The 13,198-nt window shown below is 52.3% G+C and carries 13 protein-coding genes; 5 read left to right on the forward strand and 8 right to left on the reverse strand.

Annotated elements, in window-relative coordinates; all coding sequences use genetic code 11:
* The first annotated feature begins 42 nt into the window (after positions 1-42).
* The 5 genes from nirB (at position 43) to FQZ95_RS08050 (ending at position 5,648) form a co-directional block, all read left to right on the forward strand.
* On the forward strand, positions 43-2,586 hold the full coding sequence (gene nirB / locus FQZ95_RS08030) for an NADPH-nitrite reductase large subunit (protein WP_032185287.1): 2,544 nt from the start codon (positions 43-45) through the stop codon (positions 2,584-2,586).
* Positions 2,583-2,909 carry a nitrite reductase small subunit NirD gene (nirD, locus tag FQZ95_RS08035; RefSeq protein ID WP_000084764.1) on the forward strand — a complete coding sequence of 109 codons (327 nt, stop codon included), beginning with the start codon at positions 2,583-2,585 and terminating at the stop codon, positions 2,907-2,909. The genes nirB and nirD overlap by 4 nt, the downstream gene beginning before the upstream one ends.
* 126 nt (positions 2,910-3,035) lie before the next feature.
* The gene (gene nirC, locus FQZ95_RS08040; protein WP_000493563.1) at positions 3,036-3,842 is read left to right on the forward strand and encodes a nitrite transporter NirC; all 807 of its coding nucleotides are present in this window, start codon (positions 3,036-3,038) and stop codon (positions 3,840-3,842) included.
* A gap of 18 nt (positions 3,843-3,860) precedes the next feature.
* Complete coding sequence (gene cysG, locus FQZ95_RS08045; protein WP_032185289.1) at positions 3,861-5,234, forward strand: siroheme synthase CysG; 1,374 nt, start codon at positions 3,861-3,863, stop codon at positions 5,232-5,234.
* Positions 5,235-5,480: 246 nt separating this feature from the next.
* A complete protein-coding gene (locus FQZ95_RS08050) occupies positions 5,481-5,648 on the forward strand; it encodes a YhfL family protein (protein ID WP_001031834.1) in 168 nt (55 codons plus the stop codon).
* A 104-nt stretch (positions 5,649-5,752) separates the two neighbouring features.
* Here the strand turns inward: FQZ95_RS08050 and FQZ95_RS08055 are convergent, their stop codons facing one another.
* From FQZ95_RS08055 to yhfZ, 8 genes are all read right to left on the reverse strand, one after another.
* The gene (locus tag FQZ95_RS08055; RefSeq protein ID WP_032185290.1) at positions 5,753-6,838 is read right to left on the reverse strand and encodes an aminotransferase class I/II-fold pyridoxal phosphate-dependent enzyme; all 1,086 of its coding nucleotides are present in this window, start codon (positions 6,836-6,838) and stop codon (positions 5,753-5,755) included.
* Positions 6,839-6,849: 11 nt separating this feature from the next.
* Positions 6,850-8,154 (reverse strand): YhfT family protein, encoded by a 1,305-nt coding sequence (locus FQZ95_RS08060; RefSeq protein ID WP_032185291.1) that lies wholly within the window; start codon positions 8,152-8,154, stop codon positions 6,850-6,852.
* A gap of 11 nt (positions 8,155-8,165) precedes the next feature.
* Positions 8,166-8,519, reverse strand: a complete 354-nt coding sequence (locus FQZ95_RS08065) for a DUF2620 domain-containing protein (RefSeq protein WP_000719728.1) — start codon at positions 8,517-8,519, stop codon at positions 8,166-8,168.
* 10 nt (positions 8,520-8,529) lie between these two features.
* Positions 8,530-9,408: a phosphotriesterase-related protein gene (locus tag FQZ95_RS08070; RefSeq protein ID WP_160530061.1), complete on the reverse strand. Its 879-nt coding sequence runs from the start codon at positions 9,406-9,408 to the stop codon at positions 8,530-8,532.
* On the reverse strand, positions 9,405-10,631 hold the full coding sequence (locus tag FQZ95_RS08075) for a phosphopentomutase (RefSeq protein WP_088542077.1): 1,227 nt from the start codon (positions 10,629-10,631) through the stop codon (positions 9,405-9,407). Before FQZ95_RS08075 ends, FQZ95_RS08070 begins: the two co-directional genes overlap by 4 nt.
* Positions 10,631-11,794 (reverse strand): YhfX family PLP-dependent enzyme, encoded by a 1,164-nt coding sequence (locus FQZ95_RS08080; protein ID WP_160530062.1) that lies wholly within the window; start codon positions 11,792-11,794, stop codon positions 10,631-10,633. The genes FQZ95_RS08075 and FQZ95_RS08080 overlap by 1 nt, the downstream gene beginning before the upstream one ends.
* A gap of 83 nt (positions 11,795-11,877) precedes the next feature.
* On the reverse strand, positions 11,878-12,240 hold the full coding sequence (locus tag FQZ95_RS08085) for a PRD domain-containing protein (RefSeq protein ID WP_160530063.1): 363 nt from the start codon (positions 12,238-12,240) through the stop codon (positions 11,878-11,880).
* A 16-nt stretch (positions 12,241-12,256) separates the two neighbouring features.
* Complete coding sequence (gene yhfZ, locus FQZ95_RS08090) at positions 12,257-13,162, reverse strand: GntR family transcriptional regulator YhfZ (protein WP_160530064.1); 906 nt, start codon at positions 13,160-13,162, stop codon at positions 12,257-12,259.
* Between the last annotated feature and the right edge of the window lie 36 nt (positions 13,163-13,198).

The following is a 13,198-nucleotide window of genomic DNA, read 5'->3' on the forward strand; positions in this document are numbered from 1 at the left end:
ATCGTTAAGGTAGGCGGTAATAGAAAAGAAATCGAGGCAAAAATGAGCAAAGTCAGACTCGCAATTATCGGTAACGGTATGGTCGGCCATCGCTTTATCGAAGATCTTCTTGATAAATCTGATGCGGCCAACTTTGATATTACCGTTTTCTGTGAAGAACCGCGCATCGCTTATGACCGCGTACACCTCTCGTCTTACTTCTCTCACCACACCGCCGAAGAGCTGTCGCTGGTGCGCGAAGGCTTTTACGAAAAACACGGTATTAAAGTTCTGGTCGGCGAACGCGCTATCACCATCAACCGTCAGGAGAAGGTGATTCACTCCAGCGCCGGGCGCACCGTTTTTTATGACAAGCTGATCATGGCGACCGGTTCCTACCCGTGGATCCCGCCAATTAAAGGTTCTGATACTCAGGACTGCTTTGTCTATCGCACCATTGAAGACCTCAACGCCATTGAATCCTGCGCCCGTCGCAGCAAACGCGGTGCCGTTGTTGGTGGCGGCCTGTTAGGTCTGGAAGCCGCTGGCGCGCTGAAAAACTTAGGCATTGAAACCCACGTTATCGAATTTGCCCCTATGCTGATGGCGGAACAGCTTGATCAGATGGGCGGCGAGCAATTGCGTCGCAAAATCGAAAGCATGGGTGTACGCGTTCACACCAGCAAAAACACTCTTGAGATTGTGCAGGAAGGTGTCGAAGCGCGTAAAACCATGCGTTTTGCCGACGGCAGCGAACTGGAAGTCGACTTTATCGTCTTCTCTACCGGTATCCGTCCGCGCGATAAGCTGGCAACCCAGTGTGGTCTGGACGTTGCTCCGCGTGGGGGTATCGTCATAAATGATTCCTGCCAGACTTCCGATCCAGATATCTACGCCATCGGTGAATGCGCAAGCTGGAACAACCGTGTATTTGGTCTGGTAGCACCTGGCTACAAAATGGCGCAGGTCGCCGTTGACCATATTCTCGGTAGCGAAAACGCCTTTGAAGGTGCTGACCTTAGCGCCAAGCTGAAACTGCTGGGCGTAGACGTAGGCGGTATTGGTGATGCTCACGGTCGCACGCCTGGCGCACGTAGCTACGTTTACCTCGACGAAAGTAAAGAGATCTACAAACGCCTGATTGTCAGCGAAGACAACAAAACCCTGCTCGGTGCAGTACTGGTGGGTGATACCAGCGACTACGGTAACCTGCTGCAACTGGTGCTGAACGCAATCGAGCTGCCGGAAAACCCGGATTCTCTGATTCTGCCGGTGCACTCAGGTAGCGGCAAGCCGTCTATTGGTGTTGATAAACTGCCGGACAGCGCGCAAATCTGCTCCTGCTTTGACGTCACCAAAGGCGATCTGATTGCTGCCATCAACAAAGGCTGCCACACCGTTGCGGCGCTGAAAGCCGAAACCAAAGCGGGTACTGGCTGCGGTGGCTGTATCCCGCTGGTCACTCAGGTACTGAACGCGGAACTGGCAAAACAGGGTATCGAAGTTAACAATAACCTGTGCGAACACTTTGCTTATTCACGTCAGGAACTGTTCCATTTGATCCGCGTTGAAGGCATTAAAACCTTCGAAGAACTGCTGGCGAAACACGGTAAAGGCTACGGTTGTGAGGTTTGTAAACCGACCGTCGGTTCACTGCTGGCCTCCTGCTGGAACGAATACATTCTGAAGCCGGAACATACTCCGCTACAGGATTCTAACGACAACTTCCTCGCGAACATCCAGAAAGACGGCACCTACTCGGTGATCCCGCGTTCTCCAGGTGGTGAAATCACCCCAGAAGGGCTGATGGCAGTGGGTCGTATCGCGCGTGAATTTAATCTCTACACCAAAATCACCGGCTCCCAGCGTCTGGCGATGTTTGGCGCACAGAAAGACGATCTGCCGGAGATCTGGCGTCAGCTGATTGAAGCAGGTTTCGAAACCGGTCATGCCTATGCGAAAGCACTGCGTATGGCGAAAACCTGCGTGGGTAGCACCTGGTGCCGCTACGGCGTTGGCGACAGCGTCGGCCTCGGCGTGGAACTGGAAAACCGCTACAAAGGCATCCGTACGCCGCACAAAATGAAGTTCGGTGTCTCCGGCTGTACCCGTGAATGTTCAGAAGCTCAGGGTAAAGATGTGGGTATTATCGCCACTGAAAAAGGCTGGAACCTGTATGTGTGCGGTAACGGCGGCATGAAACCGCGTCATGCGGATCTGCTGGCAGCGGATATCGATCGCGAAACGCTGATCAAATATCTTGACCGCTTCATGATGTTCTACATCCGTACTGCCGACAAACTGACGCGTACCGCACCGTGGTTAGAAAACCTCGAAGGCGGCATTGATTACCTGAAAGCGGTGATCATTGACGACAAGCTGGGGCTGAACGCACATCTGGAAGAAGAGATGGCGCGCCTGCGTGAAGCGGTAGTGTGTGAGTGGACTGAAACGGTCAATACGCCGTCTGCGCAGACTCGCTTCAAACACTTCATCAACAGCGATAAGCGTGACCCGAACGTGCAGATGGTGCCAGAGCGCGAACAGCACCGTCCGGCAACGCCGTATGAACGTATCCCGGTAACTCTGGTGGAGGACAACGCATGAGCCAGTGGAAAGACATCTGCAAAATTGATGACATCCTGCCTGAAACCGGCGTCTGCGCGCTGTTAGGTGACGAGCAGGTAGCGATTTTCCGCCCGTATCACAGCGACCAGGTGTTTGCGATCAGCAACATCGATCCGTTCTTCGAATCCAGCGTGCTGTCACGCGGGCTGATTGCGGAACACCAGGGCGAGCTGTGGGTCGCCAGTCCGCTGAAAAAACAGCGTTTTCGCTTAAGCGACGGTTTATGCATGGAAGATGAACAGTTTTCCGTCAAGCATTACGAGGCACGAGTGAAAGACGGCGTGGTACAGCTACGCGGTTAATTGTTTTAACGGGAGGCGCAATGCCTCCCCTTTTTGCATTGTCCTGTAATGACCTTAAGTATATTGCAGGACATTTTTTAAACTTTTTGTTTTATTTTTTGTTTTTATTTTTTAAAGGATAATCAAATGTTTACAGACACTATTAATAAGTGTGCGGCTAACGCTGCGCGCATTGCACGCCTGTCGGCAAATAACCCGCTCGGCTTCTGGGTAAGCTCCGCGATGGCGGGCGCGTATGTGGGGCTGGGAATCATCCTGATTTTCACGCTCGGTAATTTGCTCGATCCGTCCGTACGTCCGCTGGTGATGGGCGCGACCTTTGGTATCGCTTTAACGCTGGTCATTATCGCCGGTTCTGAACTGTTCACCGGACACACCATGTTCCTCACCTTTGGGGTGAAAGCGGGCACCATTAGCCACGGGCAAATGTGGGCAATCCTGCCGCAAACCTGGCTGGGTAACCTGGTCGGTTCCGTCTTTGTTGCCATGCTTTATAGCTGGGGCGGTGGTAGCCTTTTGCCAGTAGATACCAGTATTGTTCACTCCGTCGCGCTGGCTAAAACCACCGCACCGGCAATGGTACTGTTCTTCAAAGGCGCATTGTGTAACTGGCTGGTTTGTCTGGCAATCTGGATGGCACTGCGTACTGAAGGCGCGGCGAAATTTATCGCAATCTGGTGGTGTCTGCTGGCGTTTATTGCGTCCGGTTACGAGCACTCCATCGCTAACATGACGCTGTTCGCGCTCTCATGGTTCGGCAACCACAGCGAAGCCTACACGCTGGCGGGTATTGGTCATAACCTGCTGTGGGTGACGCTGGGTAATACTTTATCGGGTGCCGTATTCATGGGATTGGGTTATTGGTATGCTACGCCGAAAGCTAATCGTCCGGTTGCGGACAAATTTAATCAAACTGAAACGGCTGCCGGTTAATTATTAAGGGGTTTTTACGTGGATCATTTGCCTATATTTTGCCAATTACGCGACCGCGACTGTTTGATCGTCGGCGGTGGTGATGTCGCGGAACGCAAAGCAAGGTTGCTGTTAGACGCAGGTGCTCGCTTAACGGTGAATGCATTAGCGTTTATTCCACAGTTCACCGCATGGGCAGATGCAGGCATGTTAACCCTCGTCGAAGGGCCATTTGATGAAAGCCTTCTCGACACCTGCTGGCTGGCAATTGCGGCGACGGATGATGACGCGCTTAACCAGCGTGTCAGCGAAGCCGCCGAATCTCGTCGTATCTTCTGTAACGTGGTCGATGCGCCGAAAGCCGCCAGCTTTATTATGCCGTCGATTATTGACCGCTCCCCGCTCATGGTAGCGGTCTCCTCTGGCGGTACCTCTCCGGTCCTGGCGCGACTGTTACGCGAAAAACTTGAATCACTGCTGCCGCTGCATCTCGGCCAGGTGGCAAAATATGCAGGGCAGTTACGCGGTCGGGTCAAACAACAGTTCGCCACGATGAGTGAACGTCGCCGTTTCTGGGAAAAACTGTTCGTTAATGATCGCCTGGCGCAGTCGCTGGCGAACAACGATCAGAAAGCCATTACCGAAACGACCGAACAGTTAATCAATGAACCGCTCGATCATCGCGGTGAAGTGGTGCTGGTTGGCGCAGGTCCTGGCGATGCCGGTCTGCTGACGCTGAAAGGTCTGCAACAAATTCAGCAGGCTGATGTGGTGGTCTACGACCGTCTGGTTTCAGACGATATTATGAATCTGGTACGCCGCGATGCGGATCGTGTCTTCGTCGGTAAACGCGCGGGATATCACTGCGTACCGCAGGAAGAGATTAACCAGATCCTGCTGCGGGAAGCGCAAAAAGGTAAACGCGTGGTGCGTCTGAAAGGCGGCGATCCGTTTATTTTTGGCCGTGGTGGCGAAGAGCTTGAAACACTGTGCAATGCGGGTATTCCGTTCTCAGTAGTTCCGGGTATTACCGCAGCGTCTGGTTGCTCTGCCTATTCGGGCATTCCGCTCACGCATCGCGATTATGCTCAGAGCGTACGCTTAATTACCGGACACTTAAAAACCGGTGGCGAGCTGGACTGGGAAAACCTGGCAGCCGAAAAACAGACGCTGGTGTTCTATATGGGGCTTAATCAGGCCGCGACCATTCAGCAAAAACTGATTGAACACGGAATGCCTTGCGAAATGCCGGTGGCGATTGTCGAAAACGGTACGGCGGTAACGCAACGCGTGATTGACGGTACACTCTCGCAGCTGGGCGAGCTGGCGCAGCAAATGAACAGTCCCTCATTAATTATTATTGGTCGGGTCGTTGGCCTGCGCGATAAATTGAACTGGTTCTCTAACCATTAATTTTACCCGGGCCAGATAATTCTGGCCCTCTTTATCACTCTTTTTATATAGTCAGCAAATAAATCATAACCTCTTAGTAAATATCATTTGCTAATGGGTTATCTTCACCGTTACAGCGACTTACAAAATTAAGTCATTCACTCACTGACGCCGATTAAATATTCCTGTATCGTTCTTAATGAGCAGTCTGCTTATATTCATATAATCAATGAATATTAATTAATATATAATACATAGGGAATGTAAATGAACAAATTTATTAAAGTTGCACTGGTTGGTGCGGTACTGGCTACGTTAACTGCATGTACTGGTCATATTGAAAACCGTGATAAGAACTGCTCTTACGACTACCTGCTGCACCCGGCAATTTCTATTTCTAAAATCATTGGCGGTTGCGGTCCTACTGCACAGTAAGTCTCTGACAGAAATCGGCTAACACCGATTTAATGAGCTAACGCCCTCTGAATTTTCCGAGGGCGTATTTTTCTCCATCCTCTGCGAAAACATCGTTCCCAGAATTAAACGCTGGCAATACTCTCGCGCAAAATCCGCAATACCGTCTCATCACCGCTGCGATTCGGGTTAATGCGAATTGCACAATGTTCTAATTGCGGATTCGCCTGACGAAACGTTCCGGAAAGGCGATAAAAGAGCGGCGGGATTTCATATTTTGACTCTGCGCCGACCGGGTAAGGCAACGCGCCGCGCTTTTGCGCCTCTTCAAGCACTCTGGCGGCAATCGGTTGATGAAACTCCACAATCAACACCTTCGACTGCGCATTGGCAATAACGGCGCTTTTAACTTCCGCCACCGCGCCACCGTTAAGTAAAGCCAGCAACCGCTCAGATACCCCCGCCTGCACCGCGTGCATCACTGGCGCAAACACCAAACCACGCAAGACTTCCAGCGCCTGTGCGCCCTGGATCTGACTGCCGCCGGAATAGAGCGTGGCGCGGATCCGGTTAATAACATCGGCATCACCTACCACTGCGCCAACACCCTCTGGTCCAAACAGCTTGAAACAGGAGAATGTCGAAACATTCGCGCCGCATTCGCAGCCAATTCGAGCCACCTTCATCACCGCATAATTGTCATCGGTTAACGCAGGAACGCCAGCCGAACGCAATGTTGCCAGCACATCTGCCAGCACATAGCTGTCCTGCGGCTGTTGGCGCGTATGCTGCACCAGCGCGGCATCAGGTTGTTGCTCTTTAATGGCCTGTTTAAGCGCCGACAGGTCGTTGAAATCAGCAGTAATAAGCGTCAGCCCCATCTGCTCAATAATGACCTGAGTCGTCGGGTAAACAGGCGCGTCATGCACCAGAAGACGCTGCCCCGATTTGAGCAAAGCTGCCAGCCCGACGCGAATTGCTCCAGTACCCGCGCCCTGCACCAGCGCCGCCGCTGGCGCATGAAACGCATCAGCCAGCACCTGCTCCACACGCTGAGTAATGCGCGGTTGATTCAGGCCCGGCGTTAAGCCTAAATCCCCGCATGTAAGAAACTCGCTGCCGGGAAAATGGCGGCAAATCGTATCCACCAACGCAAACTGCTTTTGCTGCGCTTCAATAAGCGTCAGGCTTTGCAAAGGAAACATCTTCATAGGTGCCTTCCTTAAGCCGGAACGAACAGACCAAGCCAGTAAAGAACATTCAGCAGGATGCCGGTGATCATTACTGCTACGACCGGTGCCGCCATTTTCTGTACCGGACGGCCCAGGGATTCGTTGAGGAAGTAAATGGCAACCGCGATGGAGAATCCGGTATAGCCCGCCATTTTAATTGCTGCGAAAATCGAACCGACCAACAGAGCCACTTCCATCAGCATATTCATGGCGTTACGGATGTTATCCGACGCATTACGTACCGATGGGTAGCGTCCCAGCCATTTGCCGATCGAACGAAGTAACAGGACTTCTGCCGAAATAACCACTGCGCCTAATACCGCCGCAACCATCGGATTCGGCGAGAGATAGCCCATCGCATAAACAAAGGTAAAGCCCGCAACTGCATATACGCCGGTGGCTAAGGCCGTGGTGGCAATCAACGGCACAAAGCCAAGCCCGCGCATAAATTCCGCCAGCGCCGCCTGGTTGATCAGCGTTTGCGATTGCTCCGGTGTAACGCCTGCGGAATATGCTTTCTCCAGGGTGAAGATCGACACTTCACTACCAGCAAAAATCTTCATGCTGGCAACGGCGGCAATCAGCGCCCCTACGATGGCGATATACGGTAAGTTTTTGATAATCCGCGACGTGCGTTCTTCAAACACCGAAAGCCCGCTGGCATCAATATCATTTTCATCACGATGACGCAGGTCGTGAGTTATCGCGATCCCCAGCAGCATCACCATGCCAATAAAGATTTCGATGGATTCCGGATTGAGATGCGGGAAATAGCGCACTACCACCACACGGGTCATCAACACTACCACGGCGGCGATCAGACTTTGCTTCCAGCCAAACTGGTAGAAAATCGCCACCAACGGGAACAGTGCAAAAGCTGAAACCACTGGCGAGCTTAATTCCCCCAGACTACCTAATACATCCACCGGTAGCGCGGTCAGCAGCTGGTTTACCGGCAGCAGGCAGGTGAGGATCAGTACGCCCCAGAGTGCACCAAGGCCAAACGCCATCAGGCTGTTTATCGCCAGGACACCGAGGATATCGGTAGGAAGAAAGAGTAACCATGCGTTGAGCAACCCGGTTTTCAGGGTAAAAGAGATCCCCACCGAGGCCACAAAACCAATGCTCAGACCAAAAGCGATACTCCCCGCCTCACGACGGTTCATATAGCCTTCAATCAGTTGCGGCAGGATCGGGCGGATACCGTCATGAAAAACGGCTGCCGAGCGATGCGCCAGAAGCGATGTCATACCCGTCAGGCACGCCACCACGATAATCTGAATATACAGATCCATAGTCGTGCCTTTTATTTCAGATGGTTAATCAGCATCGGAATCGCGTGTTCGACATGCTCAACGGAAAGCCCAAACGCCACTTTCCCTTCGGCGATCATTTTGGCGATATGTTCGTCTTTCGCTTTAATGCCTGGTTTGGCAATGGTGCAACTTTTGTTATAGCCAATCACCGCGATGGCAATCGACAATGCCGCGCCCGCACCGGTATTACACGCGCCGATGTAGTAATCCAGTTGCCCGGATTTCACCTTCATCGCCGCTTCCATGTCGTTATGAATGAAAACTTCAAAACAGCCAGGAGCCGTCGCTTCAATGGTTTTTTTAATCTGCTCACGCTGTAAGCCTGCAACACCAATCTTTTTCATGAGTCTGTCCTTATTGGAAAAATTGAGAGGGAGTTTCACGTAACATCACATCCACATCGGCCTGACTGAATCCTGACTGGCGCAATTGCGGAATAAAGGTGGTTAATAAATAGTCATAGCCATAACCACCGTTGGCTTTTAAATGGGAGCGGCGCGTAATATCCATCGACAGCATGACGCGATTCAGCAAACCACGGTCACGTAGCGCGTGGAGCATCGCAATGCGCTTTTCGTCCGGGTAGTAACTGTTCTTGCCGATGGTGTCGAACTGCACATACGCGCCGAGATCGATCATCTTCAAAATGTTGTCGAGGTTGTCTTTCAGATCGCAGTGACCAACGGTGACGCGCGAAAGATCAACTCCGTGGGCTTGCAACAGAGCCAATTGCTCCAGCCCCATCGTGCTGAACGACGTATGCGTGGAGATCGGGCGTCCGGTCTGGTTATGTGCCAGCGCGGCGGCAATAAAAACTTTCTCTTCCAGCGGCGTAATCTTTCCTTTGCTGGAGCCGATCTCCGCGATGATCCCGGCTTTCAGCTCCGTGCCATCGATACCCTGTTCAATTTCATCGACCATCTCCTGCGCCAGTTCCTGCACGCTGCGGGTCGCCACATGTTGCGGGAAAAACGCGTCCTGGTAATAACCGGTGCAGGCCACCACGTTGATCCCCGTCTCGTGCATTACATCGAGCATAAATTGTGCATTGCGCCCCATGTAACGGTTGGTCATCTCAATCACATTACGCACACCCAGTGCCATCAGGTCGTTCATCTCCTGGCAAATGAACGCATACTGATCAAGGCGGCAGTCCACGTTGTTTTTAAAGCCGGAGAGATCAATATGCAGATGCTCATGGGCGAGGGTTAAGCCCGTCGGATCAAAACTCATAGGGTGTCTCCTGCAAACCGGAGGGAGGAAAGAAAAGAGCGACCATTTTGTGGCGGTGGCGCACGGAAAAATTCACACACGGTAGCCCCCACATCAGAAAGCGTGGTGCGCACACCGAGTTGCGTGTGGACCAGCCCTTGCTGATAAACCAGCACTGGCACTACTTCACGGGTATGGTGGCTGTGACCAATGGTCGGATCGTTACCGTGATCCGCCATCACGACCAGGCAATCATCTGGCTGCATCGCCTCAACAAGCCGGACAAGGTTACGGTCAACGACCTGCAAACGTTCAGCATAACGTGCGACGTCTTCTGCGTGACCAGCGAGGTCGGTTTCCTGGATATTGGTGCAAATAAACGCCGTCGGATGCGTGTTAAATTCGTCGAGGGTGATATCCATAATCCGCTGGCTATCCACCAGGTTTTGCCAGCTCACGCCATAAGGATTGCTGACGATATCTGCCACCTTACCCACCAGCACCGTGGGCACGCCCACTTGATGCAGTTGGTGCGGCACCTGCACTTTTTCATCGACGCCGTAGCCCATATGTACGACCTGGAAGCCATTGTCATAAGCGCCAGAACGCGGCGCATTGATGCCAATAAAGCGCCCTTCTTTACTTTCAGCCGCATCGAGAATGCGCTGACTGTCAGTTAACAGGCCGCCAAATGTAATGACCCGACCGACCTGGACCTGCTCACGCACGATACGACCAATTTTGATTGCGTCGTCAAAAGAGATCACAGAGAGATTGGCGGTGATGTTATAGACCTGGCCTAAATCCGCCTCGAGATTATCGCCAATCGCAACCGCCTGATTGACCCACAGAAATTGCAACTCTTCGCCACGGCGCTCAACCCGCCAGCCAGCGGTGACTAATGCCTGTTCAACACGGTCAATCACATCGCGAAAGGGCATCCGCAGCGGCGGTAACGGGCGCGTGCCTAAAATTTCCTGATGCCCCATAAAGGTGTCGCCACCTTCATGTTGCAACTCTGCCACGCCCCAGGTTGCGGAGTCTGACGGCTGCATATCGTCTGGCGCATAACCTAATGCGTTGATTAGCCCCATTTTCTCCAGCGTTGGTAGCTGCAAATGCGGCAACTGGCTCAGGATGTGACCACAGGTATTCGCCCCGGCATCCTGCGGACGCACCAACGTGACATCTTTCATTGCCCCTACGCCAAAGCTATCAATCACTAACACCACAAATCGCGCCATTACGCCTCCAGAGAGCTTCCAAGACTGTCATAACGACCAACGATTTCCGGTTCGCCACGGTGAATACCGGACACCAGCACCACATCGCTACGGGTGACAAAAATCTGCGTGCGAAAACAGAGCACCACTGCACTGCTCACCGGATACTCGCCTGCCAGCGGCAGGGTGTAGTCGATACTGCTGTCATCTACGGCTTTGAGATATGTTTCAGTAATGCTTTGATTTTCTGGCGTAAATACCAGTGCGTTATGCGCATGCCCACGACGGTAATAGCCACCGCCATAGCAATAACTGTCGCCACGGAAGTGATGGGAAATTTCGCTCAGCCAAAGCATGGCGATACGTTCAGGTTGGTCGCCCTGCTGGTTTGCCGGAATCGTCCCCGTCAGCGCATGGCCGGGTTCGGCATGAGTCACACCGTATTCCGCCAGTAATGGCAGCGAAGTGCAGCTGGTCGCTGAAGGCGCGTTTAATTGCTCAAGTACAACTCCAGACTTCAGAAGTTGGTTACGAGCATTGACCAGCGTCTGGAGGTTCGGTGTTGGCAAAACTTTCCCGGCAGCCTCATCCCATAGCAGGCAAGGGAAATGGGTTAATCCGGCTAAATGTAACCCCGGCAGTTTCTTAATTTCAGCAACCACCTCGTGCAGCGAATGCTGTACAAAACCGCTCTCCTGCCCCGGATAAAGAAAATCATCGTCGCTATAAACTTTGAGCAGCACAGGCTGGACCCGCCCGGCCGTCACCGCTGCCGCAGAAACTTCCCGCGCTTTGTCGAGTGTAAACACGGTGATGACGTCGGTGCCCTGTTCAACGGCGTCAGCAACCTGATGACAAGGGATTTGTACCAGATGCCCCTGATGCGCCACCGGTAAACCTGCGCGGCGCATGATTCGTGCCTCTTTGTAATCCACCGCCACAATGCCGCTGTAGCCCAGCGCCAGCAGTTTTTCTGCCAGCCACGGATTACGACCGAACTGTTTGGTCATCAGATACAGTTCAATACCGTAAAGCCGCGCCGTCTCAATCAGCCGCTTACCGTTTTCCAGTATCTGATCCACGTCGATTACCCAACTGTCCGGGGCGATCTTGCCCTGTTGCCACAATCTTAGTGCGGCGGAAATCAGTGCCGGGTTCTGGCGTTTCAATGCTTCTACAAACATCTTGTTGCCTCGTTTCTGTTCCTTGAATTAAATATTCATTTTTTTGAATATTTAGGTTGTGCGACGTGGATTTGTCGGGAGCCTCAAACCTCTTCGTTAGCAGCCATCCATAATCCATAAAGGTTGGCCAGCAAATAGCCTTCTTCACACGGGTTAACTTCCAGTGCGAATTCCTTCAACAACATCTGATGCAATTGTAAAATGGCTGACCAGTGGCTGGATTGCGCCAGCTCTGCCAGCAATTCGTTATCCAGCGGCTCTATTTCTTCACCACGGCGACTGCGCATCAGTGCGCTCGCCATATGTGTCATCGCCATCATTCCTTGCTCGCTGCGCACCGGTAGATGGCACTCTGTTTCCAGTACGTTGACGACCTGCATCATGCCTTTGCAGATGTCCTTATCAATAACGCCTGCCTCACAAAGCAGGTTGAGTCTGGTTTCCATTTCAGATGCCTTTCATTTAATAACTGGGTTCCTGTTCCCCACTCACCACTCGTTGTTGATGGGCAAGCAGGGCCTGTTTATCAACCACTGCACGCAGCAGTTGTTGCATTGGGTAATCATCGGCACGCGTCAAAACCACGGCTTCGGTGGCCTGTAAAAATCGCGGATCGTCTGTGAGCGGCGTCGCTTCTAATCCCAGCATGGTCAGTTCGCTCTCCGCTACCACGTTCCAGATCACCGCATCGACATCGCCTTTAACAATGCGTTGTAAACTCTCGTGATAAGAGAGATCGACACGTTCTACATCGCTACTGCCAAAAAAGACATCGGTCATAATTTTCTGATCCGCCGAACGGTTATCCAACCCCACGCGTTTCACCTTTGCAGCCTCTCCTTTACGGCAAATCAACTGATGCTCACCAACGTAGGTATGCGGCCCCAACTCCAGCGCGAGGCATAAGCCTTTTTGCGTGAGATAACTTTCCGCCGCCAGTCGGGAAACCACCGCCATGTCATACACGCCGTTAAGTAAACACTCCACGCGAATATCCGCGCCGCGCATATGCGCATAGTAAAAAGGAATGCCATCAAATTGGGCTTTCAATCCGCTCGCCAGGCCTTCGTACAAACGGGTATAGGGCAAGGGCATCGCACATACCACGTTGTTGATATCCACATGAGTCAGCAATGCTTTGTTATCCATCTCGACCAGATAACTGCCATTGCGCCCACGGCGTTCAATCCGTATCGCTCCGCTTGATTCCAGCGTTTTCAACGCGGCCTGCGTCAGGCCAACCGATGAACGGCATTCAGTTGCCAGCTCATCTATGGTTTTCAGTCGATTACCGCACTTTTCACCCAACAAATAACGGGCCAGTGTCGAGATAACGACGCCTTCTTTTTTGATAAACGTTCGACGCATAATATATTTTCAATAAAATGAATGTTTATATCTTCA

Origin of the sequence: Escherichia sp. HH41S (genome assembly GCF_009820115.1) — a bacterium.
Taxonomy (GTDB): domain Bacteria; phylum Pseudomonadota; class Gammaproteobacteria; order Enterobacterales; family Enterobacteriaceae; genus Escherichia; species Escherichia coli_F.

Bases quoted from the DNA above. Each gene is read 5' to 3' on its own strand.
- yhfZ (WP_160530064.1), bottom strand. From the start codon at position 13,162: ATGCGTCGAACGTTTATCAAAAAAGAAGGCGTCGTTATCTCGACACTG.
- nirB (WP_032185287.1), top strand. From the start codon at position 43: ATGAGCAAAGTCAGACTCGCAATTATCGGTAACGGTATGGTCGGCCAT.
- FQZ95_RS08060 (WP_032185291.1), bottom strand. From the start codon at position 8,154: ATGGATCTGTATATTCAGATTATCGTGGTGGCGTGCCTGACGGGTATG.
- nirC (WP_000493563.1), top strand. From the start codon at position 3,036: ATGTTTACAGACACTATTAATAAGTGTGCGGCTAACGCTGCGCGCATT.
- nirD (WP_000084764.1), top strand. From the start codon at position 2,583: ATGAGCCAGTGGAAAGACATCTGCAAAATTGATGACATCCTGCCTGAA.
- FQZ95_RS08075 (WP_088542077.1), bottom strand. From the start codon at position 10,631: ATGGCGCGATTTGTGGTGTTAGTGATTGATAGCTTTGGCGTAGGGGCA.
- FQZ95_RS08055 (WP_032185290.1), bottom strand. From the start codon at position 6,838: ATGAAGATGTTTCCTTTGCAAAGCCTGACGCTTATTGAAGCGCAGCAA.
- FQZ95_RS08050 (WP_001031834.1), top strand. From the start codon at position 5,481: ATGAACAAATTTATTAAAGTTGCACTGGTTGGTGCGGTACTGGCTACG.
- FQZ95_RS08080 (WP_160530062.1), bottom strand. From the start codon at position 11,794: ATGTTTGTAGAAGCATTGAAACGCCAGAACCCGGCACTGATTTCCGCC.
- FQZ95_RS08065 (WP_000719728.1), bottom strand. From the start codon at position 8,519: ATGAAAAAGATTGGTGTTGCAGGCTTACAGCGTGAGCAGATTAAAAAA.
- FQZ95_RS08085 (WP_160530063.1), bottom strand. From the start codon at position 12,240: ATGGAAACCAGACTCAACCTGCTTTGTGAGGCAGGCGTTATTGATAAG.
- FQZ95_RS08070 (WP_160530061.1), bottom strand. From the start codon at position 9,408: ATGAGTTTTGATCCGACGGGCTTAACCCTCGCCCATGAGCATCTGCAT.